Origin of the sequence: Ideonella sp. (assembly GCF_041918995.1) — a bacterium.
GTDB lineage: Bacteria > Pseudomonadota > Gammaproteobacteria > Burkholderiales > Burkholderiaceae_C > Ideonella.
Genome location: NZ_JAYRUN010000001.1, coordinates 47,867 through 67,330 on the forward strand (window position 1 = coordinate 47,867; position 19,464 = coordinate 67,330).

At 72.2% G+C, this 19,464-nt stretch carries 17 protein-coding genes and 1 pseudogene; 11 read left to right on the forward strand and 7 right to left on the reverse strand.

Going from position 1 to position 19,464, the window contains the following annotated elements; all coding sequences use genetic code 11:
• Both ACE3UN_RS00260 and ACE3UN_RS00265 read right to left on the reverse strand, forming a co-directional pair.
• On the reverse strand, positions 1-855 hold the full coding sequence (locus tag ACE3UN_RS00260) for an STAS domain-containing protein (protein ID WP_374672893.1): 855 nt from the start codon (positions 853-855) through the stop codon (positions 1-3).
• Positions 856-941: 86 nt separating this feature from the next.
• On the reverse strand, positions 942-2,282 hold the full coding sequence (locus tag ACE3UN_RS00265) for an MFS transporter (protein WP_374672894.1): 1,341 nt from the start codon (positions 2,280-2,282) through the stop codon (positions 942-944).
• Positions 2,283-2,411: 129 nt separating this feature from the next.
• Between ACE3UN_RS00265 and cyoA the strand changes: the two genes are divergently transcribed.
• Genes cyoA through ACE3UN_RS00300 form a run of 7 tightly spaced genes read left to right on the forward strand, consistent with a single transcriptional unit; the run spans position 2,412 to position 9,301 of the window.
• The gene (gene cyoA / locus ACE3UN_RS00270) at positions 2,412-3,485 is read left to right on the forward strand and encodes a ubiquinol oxidase subunit II (RefSeq protein ID WP_374672895.1); all 1,074 of its coding nucleotides are present in this window, start codon (positions 2,412-2,414) and stop codon (positions 3,483-3,485) included.
• A 49-nt stretch (positions 3,486-3,534) separates the two neighbouring features.
• Positions 3,535-5,553 (forward strand): cytochrome o ubiquinol oxidase subunit I, encoded by a 2,019-nt coding sequence (gene cyoB / locus ACE3UN_RS00275; RefSeq protein WP_374672896.1) that lies wholly within the window; start codon positions 3,535-3,537, stop codon positions 5,551-5,553.
• A gap of 22 nt (positions 5,554-5,575) precedes the next feature.
• Positions 5,576-6,199 carry a cytochrome o ubiquinol oxidase subunit III gene (gene cyoC / locus ACE3UN_RS00280; RefSeq protein WP_374672897.1) on the forward strand — a complete coding sequence of 208 codons (624 nt, stop codon included), beginning with the start codon at positions 5,576-5,578 and terminating at the stop codon, positions 6,197-6,199.
• Positions 6,199-6,612, forward strand: a complete 414-nt coding sequence (gene cyoD / locus ACE3UN_RS00285; RefSeq protein ID WP_374672898.1) for a cytochrome o ubiquinol oxidase subunit IV — start codon at positions 6,199-6,201, stop codon at positions 6,610-6,612. Before cyoC ends, cyoD begins: the two co-directional genes overlap by 1 nt.
• 2 nt (positions 6,613-6,614) lie before the next feature.
• Positions 6,615-7,373: an SURF1 family protein gene (locus ACE3UN_RS00290; protein WP_374672899.1), complete on the forward strand. Its 759-nt coding sequence runs from the start codon at positions 6,615-6,617 to the stop codon at positions 7,371-7,373.
• Positions 7,374-8,729: an ATP-binding protein gene (locus ACE3UN_RS00295; RefSeq protein ID WP_374672900.1), complete on the forward strand. Its 1,356-nt coding sequence runs from the start codon at positions 7,374-7,376 to the stop codon at positions 8,727-8,729.
• Positions 8,730-8,758: 29 nt separating this feature from the next.
• Positions 8,759-9,301: a response regulator transcription factor gene (locus tag ACE3UN_RS00300; protein ID WP_374672901.1), complete on the forward strand. Its 543-nt coding sequence runs from the start codon at positions 8,759-8,761 to the stop codon at positions 9,299-9,301.
• Positions 9,302-9,392: 91 nt separating this feature from the next.
• Here the strand turns inward: ACE3UN_RS00300 and ACE3UN_RS00305 are convergent, their stop codons facing one another.
• Positions 9,393-9,803, reverse strand: coding sequence for a PaaI family thioesterase (locus ACE3UN_RS00305; protein WP_374672902.1), 411 nt, complete (start codon positions 9,801-9,803; stop codon positions 9,393-9,395).
• Positions 9,804-9,820: 17 nt separating this feature from the next.
• Between ACE3UN_RS00305 and ACE3UN_RS00310 the strand changes: the two genes are divergently transcribed.
• A complete protein-coding gene (locus tag ACE3UN_RS00310; RefSeq protein ID WP_374672903.1) occupies positions 9,821-10,279 on the forward strand; it encodes a GFA family protein in 459 nt (152 codons plus the stop codon).
• Positions 10,276-10,839: a GNAT family N-acetyltransferase gene (locus ACE3UN_RS00315; RefSeq protein WP_374672904.1), complete on the forward strand. Its 564-nt coding sequence runs from the start codon at positions 10,276-10,278 to the stop codon at positions 10,837-10,839. The genes ACE3UN_RS00310 and ACE3UN_RS00315 overlap by 4 nt, the downstream gene beginning before the upstream one ends.
• Positions 10,840-10,982: 143 nt before the next feature.
• Here the strand turns inward: ACE3UN_RS00315 and ACE3UN_RS00320 are convergent.
• Positions 10,983-11,729: pseudogene (locus tag ACE3UN_RS00320) on the reverse strand (cyanophycinase); the annotation flags it as partial.
• A 74-nt stretch (positions 11,730-11,803) separates the two neighbouring features.
• Here ACE3UN_RS00320 and ACE3UN_RS00325 point away from each other — a divergent pair.
• The gene (locus ACE3UN_RS00325) at positions 11,804-12,700 is read left to right on the forward strand and encodes a hypothetical protein (RefSeq protein ID WP_374672905.1); all 897 of its coding nucleotides are present in this window, start codon (positions 11,804-11,806) and stop codon (positions 12,698-12,700) included.
• Between the two features lie 14 nt (positions 12,701-12,714).
• Here the strand turns inward: ACE3UN_RS00325 and ACE3UN_RS00330 are convergent, their stop codons facing one another.
• Positions 12,715-13,746 (reverse strand): amidohydrolase family protein, encoded by a 1,032-nt coding sequence (locus ACE3UN_RS00330; protein ID WP_374672906.1) that lies wholly within the window; start codon positions 13,744-13,746, stop codon positions 12,715-12,717.
• Positions 13,743-17,618 (reverse strand): FAD-dependent oxidoreductase, encoded by a 3,876-nt coding sequence (locus ACE3UN_RS00335; protein ID WP_374672907.1) that lies wholly within the window; start codon positions 17,616-17,618, stop codon positions 13,743-13,745. Before ACE3UN_RS00335 ends, ACE3UN_RS00330 begins: the two co-directional genes overlap by 4 nt.
• A 101-nt stretch (positions 17,619-17,719) precedes the next feature.
• On the opposite strand from ACE3UN_RS00335, the gene ACE3UN_RS00340 reads away from it, so the two are divergent.
• Positions 17,720-18,082, forward strand: a complete 363-nt coding sequence (locus tag ACE3UN_RS00340) for a hypothetical protein (RefSeq protein ID WP_374672908.1) — start codon at positions 17,720-17,722, stop codon at positions 18,080-18,082.
• A 10-nt stretch (positions 18,083-18,092) separates the two neighbouring features.
• On the opposite strand, the gene ACE3UN_RS00345 is transcribed toward ACE3UN_RS00340, so the two are convergent.
• The gene (locus ACE3UN_RS00345; RefSeq protein ID WP_374672909.1) at positions 18,093-19,394 is read right to left on the reverse strand and encodes an AI-2E family transporter; all 1,302 of its coding nucleotides are present in this window, start codon (positions 19,392-19,394) and stop codon (positions 18,093-18,095) included.
• Positions 19,395-19,464 lie beyond the last annotated feature (70 nt).

A 19,464-nucleotide genomic window follows, 5' to 3' on the forward strand; every position in this document is an offset into this window, starting at 1 on the left:
TCAGGTGCGCGCCCGGCTGACGCTGTGGCCGGTGCGCTTGAGGGCCAGGGCCAGGGCGTCGGCCAGGGTGGCCTTGGTCATGATGCCCTCCAGCTCGATGCCCAGGTGGACGATGGTCTGGGCGATCTGCGGGCGGATGCCGCTGATGATGCAGTCCGCGCCCATCAGGCGGATGGCGCTCACCGTCTTCAGCAGGTGCTGGGCCACCAGGGTGTCCACCGTGGGCACGCCGGTGATGTCGATGATGGCCAGCTCGGCGCCGGTCTCCACGATGCGTTGCAGCAAGGTTTCCATGACCAGCGAGGTGCGCGCCGAATCCAGGGTGCCGATCATCGGCACGGCGAGCACGCCGTCCCAGAGCTTGACCACCGGCGTGGACAGCTCCAGCAATTCGTCCTGCTGGCGGCGGATGATGTCCTCGCGCGCCTGCTGGAAGGTGCTGACGGTGAACTGCGCCAGGCGGTCCACCAGGGTGGTGGCCGACCACAGCGCCTCGGACAGGCCGGCGGGGTCGTCGCCGTGGCGGCGCAGGATGCTGTTGAACAGCGGCCGCTTGAGCGCCAGCACGAAGCGGCTGGTGTCGGCGGCCGATTCGCCCGCCGCCGCCCGGGCGCCGGACAGGCTGGCCAGCGCCTGCCGCGCCGGCAGCCAGGCGGCATCGTCCAGGCTGTCGCTGCGCGCGCCGCCCTGCACGGCGGAGCGCAGCGCCGCCAGCAGGGTGCGGGCTTCGCGGGCCCGCTGGCCGTCCGCCGCGGGGTCGGCGCCGGCACCGCCGGCTTCGGCGATCCAGTCGCGCAGGAAATCGTCGCCGCCCTCGGCCAGCAGGGCCAGGGTGGTCCGGCGGTGATCGGTCATGGCTCCTCCTCGTGGTGGAACCGTGGTCTCGGGGCCACGGTCGGAAGAGCCCACGGGGCAAGCGGTGTGCCTGCCCCCGCCGCGGGTCAGTCGCGCACCGCGGCCGAGAGCGCCCGGTTGACGCGCAGGGTGAGCAAGGTGGCCACCGCGCCGGAGAGCAGGTACAGGCTCACCGCCCCCAGCCCGAACCGGGCGGACAGGCCCAGCGCCACCAGCGGGGCGAAGGCGGCGCCGATCAGCCAGGCCAGGTCCGCCGTGAGCGCCGCGCCGGTGTAGCGGAAGTGCGGCAGGAAGTTCGCGGTCACCGAGCCGGCGGCCTGGCCGTAGGACAGGCCCAGCAGGACGAAGCCGATGAGGATGAACGCGTTCTCGCCGGTCGGCCCGCCGCCCAGCAGCCAGGGCGTCACCACGCTGAACACGCCGATGGCCACCGCCAGCGAGCCCAGCGTGTGGCGCCGGCCGAATCGGTCGGCCAGGCGGCCCGAGATGGGCATGGCCAGCGCCGCCAGCACCGCACCCAGCAGCTGCACGCTGAGGAACTGGCCGATGGCCTGCTCGGAGTGCAGCGCCACCCACGACAGCGGGAAGACCGTGACGATGTGGAACAGCGCATAGCTGGCCAGCGCGGCGAACGCGCCGATCACCACGTTGTGGCCCTGCTGGCGGGCCAGCTCGCCCACGTCGCAGGGCTCCAGCTCGTGCGCCTCCAGCTGGCGCTCGTACTCGTGGGTGACCACCAGCCGCAGCCGCGCGAACAGCGCCACCACGTTGATGGCGAAGGCGGCGAAGAAGGGGTAGCGCCAGCCCCAGCTGAGGAAGTCCTCGGTGGCCAGGCTGCCCCAGAGGTAGGCGAACAGGCCGCAGGCCACCGCGAAGCCCAGCGGCGCGCCCAGCTGGCCGAGCATGGCGTACCAGCCACGCTTGTGCTCGGGCGCATTCAGCGCCAGCAGCGAGGGCAGGCCGTCCCAGGAGCCGCCGGTGGCCAGGCCCTGGCCGATGCGGAAGGCCACCAGCAGCGCGATGGCCCACTGGCCCGCCGTGGCGAAGGACGGCAACAGCGCGATGCCCACCGTGGAGCTGCCCAGCAGGAACAGCGCCGCCGTGAGCTTGGTGCCGCGCCCGAAGCGGCGCTGCAGCGCCATGCCGGCCAGCGTGCCGACCGGTCGCACCACGAAGGCGAGGGCGAAGACCGCGAAGGCATACAGAGTGCCCTGCAGGCGATCGGCAAAGGGAAAGAAGACCGCCGGAAAGACCAGGACCGAGGCGATCCCGTAGACGAAGAAGTCGAAGTACTCCGAGGCCCGACCGATGACCACCCCCACCGCGATGTCCGCGGGCGCCACGCTGGCAGCGTCCTGGCGGGGGTCGGCAGCGTGGGGGGCCGACGGGGGGGCGCGATTGTAGGCAGGCGCGGCGGCAGAGGTCATGACGGCGGTAGGCACTGGGGCTGGGACAAATTGTCCAATCGTTGACTTGTGTCAATGAAGATACATTCCGGCCCGATGCGCAACCCAGGTTTTCCCGTGCGCTCGTTCACCCGGTCATCGTTCTTCCTGATGGACTCCTCACGACACCCCGCCCCTTGGGCAAGACGCGTGCTGGCCCCCGTGGCGCTGACGGCGCTCACGGCACTGGCCGGCTGCGACACCATCGTCATGAAGCCGCACGGCGACATCGCCGTGCAGCAGGCCGACCTCATCGTCACGGCCACCGTGCTGATGTTGCTGATCATCGTGCCGGTGATCTTCCTGACGCTGTTCTTCGCCTGGAAGTACCGCCAGTCGAACGCCGACGCCCCCTACACGCCCGACTGGGACCACTCCACCCGGCTGGAGCTGGTGATCTGGGGCGCGCCGCTGCTGATCATCATCGCGCTGGGCGCCATCACCTGGATCAGCACGCACAAGCTCGACCCCTGGCGCCCGCTGGAGCGCATCGACGCGCAGCGCCCCGTGCCGGCCGACGTGAAGCCGTTGGTGGTGGAGGTCGTGGCGCTCGACTGGAAGTGGCTGTTCGTCTACCCCGAGCAGGGCATCGCCACCGTGAACGAGCTGGCCACGCCCGTGGACCGGCCGGTGCAGTTCCGCATCACGGCGTCGAACGTGATGAACGCGTTCTACGTGCCCGCCATGGCCGGAATGATCTACGCCATGCCGGGCATGGAGACCAAGCTGCATGCGGTGATCAACCGCGCGGGTGAATGGGAAGGCCTGTCCGCCAACTACAGCGGTGAGGGCTTCTCGCACATGCGCTTTCGCTTCCTGGGCCTGGCCGAGGGCGACTTCGACCGCTGGGTGGCCAGCAACCGCACGCAAGGCGGCACGCTGGACCGCGCGGCCTACCTGGCGCTGGAGCAGCCCAGCCACCGCGAGCCGGTGCGCCGCTACGCCCGCGTGGAGCCCGAGCTGTTCGGCCTGGTGGTGAACCGCTGCGTGGATGCCAGCCGCATGTGCATGCACCAGATGATGGCCATCGACGCGGCCGGCGGCCTGGGCAAGGCCGGCATCCCGGGCACCGAAACACGCCCCTGGGGCGACGACCCCGCGGTGAGCCGCCCGGTGGTGGCCGCCGCGCTGTGCACGCCCGACAACCCCACCGGCGAGCTGCCCGCCGCGCTGTCCCGGCAGTGAGCCGGGCGATCCCCCGCGAGACACCTCGAGCGATCCCCCTCAGCGACCCATGTCCTCCGACCTCCAATCCCTCCTGCTCGGCCGCCTCTCGTGGGAGGCCGTGCCCCTGCACGAGCCGATCCTGATCGGCACCTTCGCCGCCGTCATGGCGGGTGCCCTGGTGCTCATGGCCGGCCTGTCGAAGTACCGCCTGTGGGGCCCGCTGTGGCGCGACTGGATCTGCAGCATCGACCACAAGAAGATCGGCATCATGTACATGGTGCTGGGGGTGGTGATGCTGCTGCGCGGCTTCGCCGACGCGCTGATGATGCGCGCGCAGCAGGCCATCGCCTTCGGTGACCAGGCCGGCTTCCTGCCGCCGCACCACTACGACCAGATCTTCACCGCCCACGGCGTGATCATGATCTTCTTCGTGGCGATGCCCTTCGTCACGGGCTTCATGAACTACGTGGTGCCGCTGCAGATCGGCGCGCGCGACGTGGCCTTCCCGTTCCTGAACAACTTCAGCTTCTGGATGACCACGGGCGGCGCCGTGCTCATCATGGTGTCGCTGTTCATCGGCGAGTTCGCCAAGACCGGCTGGCTGGCCTACCCGCCGCTGTCGGGCATCCTCGCCAGCCCCGATGTGGGCATGGACTACTACCTGTGGGCGCTGCAGGTGGCGGGCATAGGCACCACGCTCTCAGGCATCAACCTGATCGCCACCATCGTGAAGATGCGGGCGCCGGGCATGACGCTGATGAAGATGCCGGTGTTCACCTGGACCTCGCTGTGCACCAACGTGCTCATCGTGGCCACCTTCCCGGTGCTGGCCGCCACGCTGGCGCTGCTGACGGCCGACCGCTACCTCGGCACCAACTTCTTCACCAACGACATGGGCGGCAACCCCATGCTCTACGTGAACCTGATCTGGATCTGGGGCCACCCCGAGGTCTACATCCTGGTGCTGCCGGTGTTCGGCATCTTCTCGGAGGTGGTGTCCACCTACAGCCGCAAGCGACTGTTCGGCTACGCGTCCATGGTCTACGCCACGGTGGTCATCACCATCCTGTCGTACCTGGTGTGGCTGCACCACTTCTTCACCATGGGCTCGGGTGCCAGCGTGAACTCGTTCTTCGGGATCACCACCATGATCATCTCCATCCCCACGGGGGCGAAGATCTTCAACTGGCTGTTCACGATGTACCGCGGGCGCATCCGCTTCGACGTGCCCATGCTGTGGACGGTGGGCTTCATGGTCACCTTCGTGATCGGCGGCATGACCGGCGTGCTGCTGGCCGTGCCGGCGGCGGACTTCGTGCTGCACAACAGCCTGTTCCTCATCGCCCACTTCCACAACGTGATCATCGGCGGCGTGGTGTTCGGCGTCTTCGCCGGCATCAACTACTGGTTCCCCAAGGCCTTCGGCGTCAAGCTGGACCCGTTCTGGGGCAAGTGCTCGTTCTGGTTCTGGCTGGTCGGCTTCTGGGTCGCCTTCGCGCCGCTGTACGTGCTGGGCCTGATGGGCGTGACCCGCCGCATGAGCCACTTCGACGACCCCTCGCTGCAGATCTGGTTCCAGATCGCCGCCGTGGGCGCCGTGCTCATCGCCTTCGGCATCGCGTGCTTCCTGATCCAGATCGCCGTGACGGTGAAGAACCGCCGTGCCCTGCGCGACGTGACCGGCGACCCCTGGGACGGCCGCACGCTGGAGTGGTCCACGGCCAGCCCGCCGCCGGACTACAACTTCGCCTTCACGCCGGTGGTGCACGACAACGACGCCTGGTACGACATGAAGCAGCGCGGCCACCAGCGCCCGCTGCAGGGCTTCAAGCCCATCCACATGCCGAAGAACACGGCGGCCGGCTTCGTCATCGCCATGCTGGCCACGGCCTGCGGCTTCGCGCTGGTGTGGCGCATGTGGATCCCGGCCGGGCTCACCTTCGCGCTCACCGTGGCCGCCGCCATCGTGCACACCTTCAACTACCGGCGCGACTTCCACATCCCGGCCGACGAGGTGAGCCGCACCGAGGCGGCCCGCACACGCGACCTGGAGGCCGCCCTGGCCTCGGCCGCGACCGCCCGCTAAAGACCTTCTTCCGACCTTCGCGATGAGCTCCATCCCCCTCACCTCGCCGGCCACCGCGCTGCCGGTGTTCTACGACAGCGGCGACCACCACCCACAGAACGGCACGCTGCTGGGCTTCTGGCTCTACCTGATGAGCGACCTGCTCATCTTCGCGGTGCTGTTCGCCGTGTTCGCCGTGCTCGGGCGCAACTACGCCGCCGGCCCCTCGGGCGCCGACCTGTTCGACCTCGAGCTGGTGGCCGTCAACACCGCGCTGCTGCTGCTGTCGTCCATCACCTACGGCTTCGCCATGATCGCCATGCTGCGCGGCCACCAGGCCGGCGTGCTGGGCTGGCTGGCGCTCACCGGCCTGCTGGGCCTGGGCTTCCTGGGCATCGAGCTGTACGAGTTCGCGCACCTCATCCACGAGGGCGCCACGCCGCAGCGCAGCGCGTTCCTGTCGAGCTTCTTCACGCTCGTGGGCACGCACGGCCTGCACGTGGCCTTCGGCACCGTCTGGCTGGCCACGCTGATGGTGCAGGTCAGCCGCCACGGGCTCATCCACGCGAACAAGCGCCGCCTGGTGTGCCTGTCGATGTTCTGGCACTTCCTGGACGTGGTCTGGATCGCCGTCTTCACCTTCGTGTACCTGATGGGAGTGCTGTGATGAGCCACCCTTCTTCCGCTCGGGCCGAGGCTGTCGAAGCCCACCCCGCCGTCCATGACGACCACGCCCACGACGACCTCGGCTACCACGCCAGCGTCAAGGGCTACGTCATCGGCTTCGTGCTGTCGGTCGTCCTCACCGCCATCCCCTTCTGGCTGGTGATGGGCAAGGTGATCGCCTCGCCCCAGGTGACCGCCTTCGTCATCCTCGCCTTCGCGGCGGTGCAGATGGTGGTGCACATGGTGTACTTCCTGCACATGGACGCCAAGGCCGAGGGCGGCTGGTCGCTGCTGGCGCTGGGCTTCACGGTGATCCTGGTGGTCATCCTGCTGGCCGGCTCCATCTGGGTGATGTACCACCTGAACACCAACATGATGCCGCCGGACGCGCACACGCTGCGCAACATGCCCTGACCATGGACGGCCGCGCCCCCCGCTCGCGCGGCGCGCTGGCCGCGCTGCTGGCCGGGGCCGGCCTGGCGGGCGCGGTGTGCCTGGGCCTGGGCCTGTGGCAGGTGCAGCGCCTGGCCTGGAAGGAAGCGCTCATCGAGCAGGTGGAACGCCAGGTGGCGGCCCCCGCGGGGGATGCCCCCGGCCGCGCCGACTGGGGCGCCCTGCAGCGGGCGACCGACGAGTACCGCCCGGTGCGCGCCAGCGGCCGCTTCGACCATGGCCGCGAGACGCTGGTGGCCGCCACCACGGCGCTGGGCAGTGGCTACTGGGTGCTGACGCCGCTGCGCACGTCCGCCGGCCACTGGCTGCTGGTCAACCGCGGGTTCGTGCCGCCGGCCCGTCGCGCCCCCGACACGCGTGCCCCCCTGCACCCCGAGGCCGAGGTGGTGGTGGAGGGCCTGCTGCGCTTCAGCGAGGCCGGCGGCGCCCTGCTGCGCAGCAATGCGCCCGAGACCGACCGCTGGTATTCGCGGGATGTCGCCGCGATCGCCGCCGCCCGGCAGCTGGGCCCGGAGCCGGTGGCGCCCTACTTCGTCGACGCGCGCGCCACGCCCGGCACGGAATCGGCGTGGCCGCGGCCGGGGCTCACGGTGCTGCGCTTCAGCAACAATCACCGCGTCTATGCCACCACGTGGTTCGTGCTCGCGCTGATGGCGTGGGGCGCGCTGGCCTACGTGGTGGTGGATGAGCGGCGCCTGCGCCGCCCGCCCCCGGCTGCCTAAGTGACCGACGCCCCTGCCCCCTCCCGCCTGATCGACGCGAGCGACCTGCCCGGCCTGGCGGACGCGGGGGCGCGCGCCGCCCAGCCCGACCGCGCCGCCGGGCGGGCCCACCTGCTGCAGCTCATCCAGCTGCGCTGGCTGGCCGCGGGGGGCCAGCTGGTCACCATCCTGGGCGTGCAGTTCATGCTCGAGGTGCCGCTGCCCCTGGTGGAGATGCTCACGCTGCTGGGCATGCTGGTGGCGTTCAACCTGGCGAGCGCGGCGCGCTCGCGGCTGTCGCTGCCGGTGCGCCAGGCCGAGCTGTTCGTGGGCCTGGTGGTGGACGTGGCGGTGCTCACCGGCCAGCTGTTCTTCTCGGGTGGCATCACCAACCCGTTCATCTACCTGTACCTGCTGCAGGTGGCGGTGGCCGCGGTGCTGCTGCGCCCGCGCTACCGCTGGGCCACGGTGGCGCTCACCTGCCTGGGCTTCGTGGGGCTCACCCAATGGCATCGCCCGCTGGCCATGCCCGAGGTGGCCAGCGCCAACCTGCCGCCGCAGTACATCGGCGGCCTGCTGCTGTGCTTCCTGCTCAACGCCGGGCTGCTGGTGGTGTTCATCGGGCGCATCGGCCGCACCCTGCGCCAGCGCGACGCACGCCTGGCCGACCTGCGCCAGCGCGCCGCCGAAGAGGAGCACATCGTGCGCATGGGCCTGCTGGCCAGCGGCGCCGCGCACGAGCTGGGTACCCCGCTGGCCACCCTGTCGGTGATCCTGGGCGACTGGGCGCGCATGGCGCCCTTCGCCGCCGAGCCCGAGCTGCGCGAGGAGATCGAGGAGATGCAGCTGCAGATCCAGCGCTGCAAGCACATCGTCTCGGCCATCCTGCAGTCGGCCGGCGAATCGCGCGCGGAGGCGCCGGCGGCCACCACGCTGCATGCGTTCCTGGACCACCTGGCCGACGACTGGCGCCGCACCCGCCCGGTGACGCGGCTGGACTACCGGCGCGACGGCGTGCCGGAGCTCGCCATCGTGTCCGACGCGGCCCTGAAGCAGATGATAGACAACATCCTCGACAACGCGCTCGAGGCGGCGCCCGACCGGCCGGTCACGCTCATCGCCGCGGCGGAGGACGAGCAGCTCGTGCTGCGCGTGCTGGACGAGGGCCCGGGCTTCGCGCCGGAGATGCTGGCGCGCTTCGGCAAGCCCTACCAGTCCACCAAGGGCCGGCCCGGCAGCGGGCTGGGCCTGTTCCTTGCCGTCAACGTGGCCCGCACCCTGGGCGGCCACCTGGTGGCGGCCAACCGCGCGCTGGGCGGCGCCGAGGTCACCCTCACGCTGCCGCTGTCGGCGCTGGCGCGGCCAGAATGGGCATGAACGCGGCCGCGGCGCCGCCCCCCTGGCCCATGGACGACACCCCCGACCGCCTGCTGCTCATCGTCGAGGACGACGAGGCCTTCGCCCGAACGCTGGCGCGCTCGTTCGAGCGCCGCGGCTACACCGTCGTGCGGGCCGCCCAGCTGGCCGAGGTGCAGCAGCGCCTGGCCACGCATGTCCCCACCCATGCGGTGGTGGACCTCAAGCTCGCCAGCGGTGACTCCGGCCTGGCCTGCGTGCAGCACCTGCACGCGCACGACCCCGACATGAACATCGTGGTGCTCACCGGCTACGCCAGCATCGCCACCGCGGTGGAGGCCATCAAGCTCGGCGCCCGGCACTACCTGGCCAAGCCGGCCAACACGGACGACATCGAGGCCGCCTTCGAACGCACCGAAGGCGACGCCGGCGTGGACCTCACCGCCCGCACCACCTCGATCAAGACGCTGGAGTGGGAGCGCATCCACGAGACGCTGGCCGAGACCAACTTCAACATCAGCGAGACGGCCCGCCGGCTCGGCATGCACCGCCGCACGCTGGCGCGCAAGCTGGAGAAGCAGCGCGTGAAGTGACGGGGCCCTTCGACAGGCTCAGGGCGAACGGGATCGGAGGGCACTCGACCCCGCCACCGTTCGGGCTGAGCCCGTCGAAGTCCCGTGTCCGTCACCTCGCGTACAGCACCATCTGCGTGCAGCGGAACAACGCCAGGGTCTTGCCGCTCTCGCGGTGCGTGACCACCGCGTCCCACACCTGGGTGGTGCGGCCCAGGTGCACGGCGGTGGCCACGCAGTCCACGGTGCCGTCGCGCGTGGTGCCCAGGTGGTTGGACTTCAGCTCCACGGTGGTGAAGCTGCTGGCGCCCTCGGGCAGGTGGGCCACGCAGCCGTAGCCGCAGGCGGTATCGGCCAGGGTGACGACGCTGCCGGCGTGCAGGAAGCCGTTGGGCGCCATGAGCTCGGCGCGCACGGGCAGCTCCGCGCGCAGGCTGCCCTGGGCCACGGCGGTGATGCGGATGCCCAGCAGCCCCGGCAGGTGGCCCGGGCTGCGCTCGTTGAACTGGTCGGCGGTGATCATGGCCGCAGAATACCGCCATGCGCTTCCATGGCAGCTGCCACTGCGGCAACCTCCGTTTCACCCTCGACTGGCCCGACGCCCCGCCGCGGCTGCCTGCCCGCGTGTGCGGCTGCAGCTTCTGCCGCAAGCATGGCGGGGTGTGGACCGCCCATCCCGGCGCCACGCTCGACGTGACGGTGCGCGATGCGACCGCCGTGCGGCCCTACCGCTTCGGCACCGGCACCGCGGATTTCCACCTCTGCACGGGCTGCGGCGTGGTGCCGGTGGTCACCAGCACCATCGGCGGCCACACCTACGCGGTGGCCAGCGTGAACGCGCTGGACGGCGTGCCGGACGCGGCGCTGGACCGGGTGGGCGTGGACTTCGACGGCGAAGGCACGGACGACCGGCTGGCCCGCCGCGCGCGCGGGTGGATCGGGCAGGTGCGCATGTCCACACTCGCCGGCGTGCCGCCGGACCGGGCGGCCGCCCCGTGACGCCCGCCCGTGCGCCCCTGGCGCCCCCGTCGCTCATCAGCGGCGCCCGGGTGCAGCTGCGCCGCTCCACCCCCGACGACGCGCCGGGCGTGCACCGCGCCGCCGCGGACGCCGAGGTGATGCGCTTTCTCGAGTGGCCGCCGCACCGCAGCGTGGCGGACGCGCGGGCCTACCTCGACGGCTGCGCCGCGCGCTGGGCCGCCGGCCAGGAGCACCACTGGGTCATCGAGCCGCGCGGCGGCGGTGAGCTGCTGGGCTGCATCGCCGCGCGGCCCAAGGCCCACGCCGTGGACCTGGGCTACTTCCTGGCCCGCCCCGCGTGGGGCCGCGGCATCGCCACCGAGGCCGGCCAGCTGCTGGTGGGCTGGCTGCAGCGCCAGCCGGCGGTGCTGCGCATCTGGGCCACCACCGACGCGGAGAACCACCGCTCGGCCGCGGTGCTGGCCCGCCTGGGCCTGCAGCGCGAGGGCCTGCTGCGCATGGCCACGGTGCGGCCGCAGCTCGGCCCGCTGCCGCGCGACACGCTGGTCTTCGGCTGGTGCCGGCGCGACGCCGGCTGAGCGCCGGGGCGCCGCCGGTCAGTCCGCGCGGCTGAGCGTGCCACCCCGTCGTTCGCGCACAGCAGGCGCACCAGCGTGCGCACGTTGGGCGACCAGCCCCCACCGGCCAGCGCCGGCCGCACCGGCCCCGAGCCCGACGGCAGCAGGTGCACCCGCACGTCGGTGGCCTGGAACACCTCGGCGCCCGATTCACCCACCAGGCCGGTGCGCATGTCGCGCCCGTCCACCAGGGTGACGGCGCCGGCGCCCACGACCTCGATGCCGTCGCCGCGCGAGACCACCAGCGCGGTGTTCTCGTCGATGCCGACGCCCACCAGCTTGGGGTTGTGCGCCACCACCGCCAGCAGGCGCGACAGCCGCCCCCGCTCGGAGAAATGCTGGTCCACGGCCGCGCTGAGCAGCAGGCCCAGGCCGGCCATCAGGCTCACCTCCACGGCCAGCGGGCTGCGGTTGGCCGGGATGGCGGCCAGCACGTGCTCGGACATGGCGGACGCCCCCGCGCTGGTGCCCGCCACGCAGGCGCCGTGCTGCACGTAGGCGTCGCGGATGGCCTCGCACAGCCGCGTGCCGCCGAGCGCGGCCAGCAGGCGCGTCTGGTCACCGCCGGTCATGAACACCGCGCCGGCCTTGGCCACACGGGCGGCGATGTCGGCGTCGTTGGCCCGCTCGCGGGTGTCCACGTGCAGGGGTTCCACGTGCTTCACGCCCAGCTGGCCGAAGGCCTTTTCATACACATGCCACATGCCGGCGGGGTCTTCGGTGGCCGCCGTCAGCACGAACACGGGGCGCTGGCGAGGCGACAGCTCGACCACCTTCTGCAGCACCGGCATCTCGCCGTGCCGGTCCTCGGCGCCGCCGATGACCACCAGATGACCTGGGGAGTGCTTCATGCGGCTACCCGGGTGTACAAGCGGCGCCCCCGAGGGCCGCGCCGCGGCCCCGCCACCTGAAGGGCCCTCCGACCATGACCTCCCTGCCCCGCCTGCGCCGCCGTGCCCTGCTGGCCGGCAGCGCTGCCGCCCTGGCCGCCGGCTGGCTGCCGTCCGGCGCCGCCGCCCGCCGCCTCACCGGCACGGCCTACGCCATCCCGCGCAACCGCTACTCGCTGTCGCGCGACTTCTTCATCCCGAAGCTCAACTTCGTGACGCTGATCCCCATGGACGTGGTGCGTTTCGAGGAGGCGGCCTTCAGCAGCCTGCTGCCCGACGGCATGGTTCGCATCGAGCAGACCGGCCTGTACCGCGTGCTGACCTGCCTGGACTGGAAGGCCCAGGAAGGCACGGACATCGACCTGCGCATGTTCACCATCCGCCGCAAGACGGCCAGCGACACCGGCGGCCCGCTGGGCAGCGACGAGCGCCTGGCCGCCTATGACGCCTCCGGCTCCGACAGCCCCGTCACCGCGCGCTACAGCGGCAGCTGGGCGCCGCCGTCGGTGCCGGCCCGCGGCTACGTGTACACCGACGTGACGGTGGCCACGCCCGGCCAGCATGTGGAGGTGGGCGACGTGGCCCAGGCCGCGCTGGCCGCCGCGGCGCCCGACCGCATCGGCACCGACGCCGCCCTGGCGCTGCAGGTGCGCGCCCAGGTGATCGCCCGCGACACCGTGCGCGTGGTGCTGCACAACACCCGCGCCAAGGGCGCGATCCAGGTGCCCGAAGGCGCGCTGAAGGTGATGGCCCAGTCCACCACCGCCTACCGGGGCGACTCGGAGGACGCGTGGAACGTGCTGGGCACGCCGCTGACCGAGCTGTTCGCCGGCGAGCGCCTCTACGTGGCGGCCAAGAACATGGGCGTGACCAACGACTACGTCCAGGCCTCGACCACCACCACTTTCCTGCAGCTGGAGAAGTTCGGCTGAGGCGCCCGGCGCCTTCAGCAGCACAGCGGCGACCATCCGCGCCCTCCCAGCAGCCAGCCGGCGCCATGGCGCCAGGAGGGATGGAAGGCCGGCTCGGCCTGACGCCCCACGCGCCCATCCGGGCGCGGCTGGGCCGTCGTGGGGTCGCCCCCTTGGCCCCCTTCGCCCGTCTCGCCCCTCTCGTCCGGGGCCGGCACCGGGGACGCCGCCTGGGGCGGCCCGCCGCGCAGCGCCGGCGGGCAGGCGTCGCCCAGCCAGGCCGAGGCCGTGCCGCTCCAGATGCGCTGGCTGGTGTCGGCGTCGAGCTGCAGCTCGTCGAACAGCGCCCGCACCCAGTCCATGCGCTCGCGGATGTGCCCGGCCGAACACGGCAGGAAGCAGTCGCTGCCGAACTGCAGCAGCCCGGCGCCGATGACCTCCAGCGCGCGCGCCAGCAGCTCGCGCCGGTACGGCGGCGGCGGCCCGAAGGAAATGTCCAGCCGGAAGGCGCAGCGGTCCTCCGGCACCCCGTGGATGCGGTCGATCAGCGCCACCGCGATCGCCTCGTCCGTCCACGGCCAGCCGCAGTGGGCCAGCGCGACGCGGGCGCCCGGGTGGTCGCGCATCACCTCGAAGTACGCCGGCCGGCAGAAGCGCCCGGAGCGGCCGTCGATGAAGATGCCGCTGTGGAACAGCACCGGCAGCTTCAGCTCGCTGGCCACGGCGAACACGGGCTGCACCCGGTCCTCGTGCGGGTACCAGCCCGTGGGCACCATCTTCACGCCCTTCAGCCCGTGCTGCTCCACGGCGCGTCGCAGCATGTCGGGCGCGCCGGGCTCGCGCGGGTCCACCACGGCAAAGCCCACCAGCCGGTCGCCCTGGCCCTTGACCAGCCGGCCCAGGAAGGCGTTGGCCCGCTCCAGGGATTCACTGTCGTCGAGCGAATAGCCTTCGCTCAGGAACGGCGCCAGCAGCACGCCCAGGTCGATCTGCGCGCCGTCCAGGCTGGCCAGCACGTCGGCCGGGGTCTCGCGGCCGGTGGTGTGCAGGTGCGCGTCGATGATCATGCGTTGGCCCGCGCGGGTTGCACACCGGGCTGCTGCGCGGCGCGCTGGGCCAGCACCTGTTCGGCCGCCTTGCGGCCGGCGATGAAGGCGTGGTCCGAGTTGTAGTACGCCCACTCGCTGTAGCGCCCGGCCAGCACCACGCCGAACTGCGCGAACCACTGGCGGATCAGCGCCACGCGCTCGGCGCGGGCATGGTCGTACACCACGTAGGCGCAGGGCATGTCCACCTGGCCGGCGCTCACCACCCGGTGCTCGGGGCCGAAGATGCCCACGCGGCGGCAGTCGGCGATGGCACGCTCGATCAGGGCGGGCCCGTCCACGGGCAGCGGCTTGCCGGGGCCGTGGCTGATCTCGCAGGTCAGCGCAAAGCCGCCCGGGGCGTTGCAGTGCGGGCTGGCATTGCCCTGCACGAAGATGCGGTGGAACACCGTGTCCTCGGGGTAGTAGATCCAGTGCTTGTCGGTCAGGCGCTGCTCGCCCGGCCGCAGCTGCACGCCCAGGTTGACGCAGCGCACGGCCACGTGGCGCAGGCCGGCCGCGGCCTCATGCACCTCGGCCGGCGCCTCGTCGCCGCAGGCCTGCACCAGCTGCGGCAGCGGCATGGTGCTGACCAGCGTGTCGAAGCCGATCAGGCGCCCGTCCGACAGCCGCACCGTGCCCTGGCGCGGGCTCACATGGAGCACGCCGGACTTCAGCGACAGCTCGGCGTTGAGCAGCGGCAGGAAGCCGTCCATCAGCGCCTGGAAGCCGCCGCGCAGCGGGTAGCCGAAGCGCGCGTTCGGCCCCATGGGCGGCGGCGAGGGCTCCAGCGCGCCCTGGATCATCTGCTCCAGGTCGGGCAGCGGCACCCGGCCGCCCAGCCAGCTGGTCTCCATCTCGGCCAGCGGCACCGCCCAGAGCTTCTCGTTGTAGGGCACGGCGAAGTGCTTCGCGATGCCGGCGCCCCAGACGCGGTGGATGAACTCCTCGAAGTTCGCCGGCGGGGCGCTCGGCGCAGGCGAACCGCTGCCCTTGAGCGGCCCGAAGCGCGCCTCGATGGCGCCCACCAGGCACTCCTTCAGCACCTGCGGCGGCAGGCCGTACAGCGAGCCCTGGAAGGGATAGCGCGTGTAGACCTCCTTGCTCCAGATCCAGGCCTCGCGGTTCTGCCAGTGCACGTTGTCGCCCAGGAGCCGCCCGTACAGCGCCAGCACGTAGGGGTCGTCCGAGAACATGATGTGCCCGGCATGGTCGAAGGTGAAGCCGTCCTGCACGATGGAGCGGCACCAGCCGCCCACGCGGTCCTCGCGCTCGACGACCAGCGTGTCCTCGGCCCGCGCGCCCGGCTGCTCGCCCAGCGTGAGCGCCGCGGCCAGGCCGGTGGGACCGGCGCCGATGATCAGCTGGCGCGTGCGCCGCGACGGGCGGCTGCTGCGCACCGGCAACGGCGTGGCGGTGCCGGGCGCGCCCGGCTGCGCCGACAGCCCCGCCAGCTCGCGCAGCGCCGCGGCCGGCTGCGGCTGGTCGCGCAGCGCTTCCTGCATCAGCGCGTGGATGCACTTGGCCGTGCTGTCCCATGAGGCGCGGAACACGGCGCTGGTCATCGCGTTGAGGCGGTCCGCGCGCTGCTGCGGGCCCTCCTCCAGCAGCTCGGCGCAGGCCTGGACGAACTGCGTGGCATCGGCCGCCACGCGCACCACGTCACCATAGAGCGAGCGCACGTCGTGCACCGCCGTGCTCACCACGGGCTTCTCGCCGGCCATGTACTCCAGCGTCTTGGTCGGGCTGATGAAGCGGGTGTGCTCGTTGAGCGCAAAGGGCATCAGGCAGATGTCCCAGTCGGCCATCAGGTGCGGCAGGCGCTCGTAGGGCTGCATGCCCAGCCAATGGATGTTGGGGCGCCGCGGCAGCGTGGCCGGGTCGATCTTCACCACCGGCCCCACCATGACGATCTGCCAGTCGGGCCGCGCCTCGGCCAGCGTGTCCAGCAGCGCCAGGTCCAGCCGCTCGTCGATGACGCCGAAGAAGCCCAGCCGCGGCGGCTGGATGGGCTGCTGCAGGCGCCGGGCCGCCTCGGCCTCGGGGCTGCCCGCGTCACGCAGGGCGGGCGCGAAGTGCGCCGCGTCCACCGCGCTGGGCAGGCAGTGCACGCGCGGGTGCAGCTGGCGCTTGGCCTCGTACAGCGAGGGCCCGCCGGTGAACACCAGCGTGGCGAGCTTCAGCAGCGCGGTCTCGCGCTGCTGCAGCTGCCGCGGCGCGTGCTTGAAGGCCGAGAGTTCGTCCATGCAGTCGTACACCACCATGCGCGGGTGCAGCGGCCCCACCAGCGGCAGCGCCATGGGCGTGTAGCACCACACGATGGTGTCGGTGATGCCGCGCGTGCGCAGGTGCTCGGCCAGCAGGGGCGACAGCACGGCGATCTGGTCGTCGTGGAAGCCGGGCGCCTCCACGGGCGTGTGCGGCACCAGCACGTCGATGTTCGGCCCTTCGGAGCGTTCCACCAGCCGCGCGGGGCCATCGCCGCGCACCGGCTCCTCGACGAACAGCACGTGGTAGTGCGCGGCCAGGCGGGACATCAGGTGCTGCGGCCGCTGGTAGACGAAATCCCAACGGAGGTGGGACAGCACGATGAGGTGGGGCATGGGATCTCCTGTGGAGCGGGCAATGGGGGTCGGGTCGGTGAACGCGCGCTGCCAGTCGGACAGCGCACGCGCATAGGGGCGGCACACGCGGCGCGGCCGGGTGGGGTCGTGGGGGTCCACGTCCCACAGGCCGCTGTGGTGCCAGTGGGTGAGGTCGTCCCAGTCGGGGCGGTCGACCAGGGGGTACAGACACAGGCCATGCACCGGCACGCCCATGCCGCGGGCGCGGCGCACCTGGCCGGCGAGATCGCCCAGCCAGCGCGCGCGGCCGATGCCGATGTGGCTGGTCTCGGCCACCATCAGCGGCCGCCCGTAGCGGCGCCAGGTGTCGGCCAGCAGCTCGGCCGGCGGGCGGCGGCGCGGGTCCATCTCGTGCCAGCGCAGGCGCTTCTCGGTGGCCACCTCCCACTGGCTGCTGTGGTAGTGGTTCACGCCGATGAGGTCCAGCGCCGCGGGGTGACCGCCCAGGTCGGCGTCCATGCGGCCGGCGAGCATGTCCCACACCTGCCACTGGTAGCCGGCCACCTGCTCGGCCAGGGGAGCCAGCTCGGGCCGGCCGGGCGGCGGCACGGTGTGGATGACGGGCTCCACGTGCAGGAAGCGGGCGCGCGGGTCCACGGCACGCACCGCCTGCATGCCCGCCAGCACCGCGCGCACCAGCCGGCGCTTCACGGCGTAGCCCGAGACCTCGCTGCCCGCGCCATCTTCGGGCGGCCGGTAGGGGTGGAACTGGTCGCTGCTGGACACCACCCACGAGATGAAGCCGATCTCGTTGATGAGGTTGTAGACGGGCGGCTCGGCCTGCTTGTCGTGCCAGGGCTTCAGTGCGTGGGCGGCGGCCGCGGCAAAGGCGGCGAAACGCGCGACGAAGGCATCGTCGAACAGGTCCACGCCGGGCGGCGTGCCGTAGTGCATGAAGGTCCACAGCACCTGCAGGCCGTGGCGCCGCGCCGAGGCCGCTACCGCCTGCGCGCGGCCGAAGTCGAAGCGCCCCGGCGCCACCTCCGACAGCCGCCAGCCGATGCTCTCGCGCACGGCCGACAGGCCGGCCGCACGCGCGGCGGCATGGTCCTCGTCCAGGCGGTCGACATGGCCGGTGAGCGCCGCCATGTCGAGCGGCACGCCGTGCCGGTTGACATGGTCCGCGCCCTCGTACCCGCCCATCCAGAACCCGCGGAAGCAGCCGCCCGGACGGGGTGGCGCATCAGCGCCGGGGGGCGACATGGCGAAGGAGGCGGCCGGTTCATTCACGGGTCGCTCCGAGGCAATCCACGTGCCCCTCATCCCCCTGTTTGCAGGCCCGGCGCTTGCCACGGCCCGGGGGCGCAAACCTCGCCACCCAGGAGTGCATCATGAAGCAGTACACGTTCGCGATCGCCCTGTTCACCCTGGCCGCAGGCGGCGCACACGGCGCGGATGAAGGGATGCGCATCCAGGCACAGCACCTGGGTGCGCCCGCGGTCTCGCACGCACAAGCCCCCACCGCGACGCGGGTGCCCGCCACGACGGTCTCGCTCGACACCTCCCCCGCTTCGCCCAGCCCCGGGCCGGCCATGGCGCGCCACCTGTCGGTGGCGCACAACCCGGTGGGCGGGTTCATCGACCTGTCGGCGGCGTCCAAACCGTCGGCCTGGCTGATGCTGCTGGTGGCGGCCGGCGTGATCGGCTTCGTCATCCGCCGCCGCGCCGCGCAGGAAGAGCAAGGCGACGTCTGAGGGGCCGCCGTCAGCCGGCGGCCGCGCCGCCGGCCTTGGGCCGCTTGGGCCGCATCAGCGCACGCAGGCTGCGCACCGGCCGGCGCGTGCCCTCCAGGTACGCGGTGAGCAGGCGCAGGCGCCGCTGCCGCTTGGTGAGCGCGCGCAGCGCCACCAGGATGGGCACGGCCATCACCGCGCCGGCGATGCCCCACAGCCAGCCCCAGAACATCACCGACAGGCACATGAACACGGGGCTGAGCGACAGGCGCCGGCCCACGAAGATGGGGCTGACGAAGTTCGCCTCCACCGCGTGGATGATGAGCAGCGCCGCGGCCGGCGCCAGCACCTGCGGCACCGTGTCGAAGGTGAGCACGCCCGCCATGGTGAGCAGCACCGAGCCGATCACCGGGCCCAGGTAGGGAATGAAGTTGAGGATGCCGCACACGGTGCCCCACAGCACCGGGTTGGGCAGCCCCAGCAGCCAGGCGGCACCCACCATGGCGGCGCCCACGCCCAGGTTGACCACCGCCAGCGCGCCGAGAAAGTGGGAGATCTCGCGCTGCACGCTGCGCAGGCCGGCGAGCATGAGCGCCCGGGCCCGCTGCCGCGGAATGGCCTCCACGCTGCGCGACAGCACCCAATGCTCCGAGGCCAGCAGGAAGTACAGCAGGATCACCGTGGCCGAGGCCGACAGGCAGAAGGCCAGGAACTGCGAGACGAAGGCCCCCGTGAGCGCCACGCCCTGGGTGGCGATGGTCTCGGCGATGGGGTCGCTGGCCGGCGGCTGGCTGGCGGCGGCGGCGGCGGGCGCGGCGGCTTCAGCGGCCGCAGGGCGCCGCCGCGCGGGCGGCCGAGGTGGCACCTCCACCGGTACCACCACCGGCGCGGGATGGGCCGGCGCCAGGATCGGCAGCACCGCGCGCAGCCGGTCCACCCGCGCCATCACGCGCGACAGCGTCTCGGGCGCCCGCTCCCACCACTCGGTGGCGGGCTCGATGAGCGTCGCGGTGAGCCCGCCGGTGGCCACCAGCAAGGCCGCCACGACCACCCCCGCACCAATCGTCTCCGGCACGTTGCGCCGCCGCAGCCAGCGCACCATGGGCTGGAACACGAAGGTGAGCACCAGGGCGGCGGTGATCGGCACCAGCAGCGCCGAGGCCGCCTTCAGCAGCGCCACCAGCGCGATGGCGAACAGGCCGATGACGGCGCGCTGCGCCCAGGGCGAGGACGGCGCCCACGCGGTGCGCGCCCTCGCAGGCTCCACTCCCTCCGAAGGAGCGGGCGGCGCGCCCGCGGCGCGGGCGGGCTCGGTGGCGGAGGGCAGGGGCATCGCGGAACGGCGAACAGGCAGCGGGCGGCAATACGGTGAGCCGCCTTAGCAAGGGGGATGCCCGTGCCCC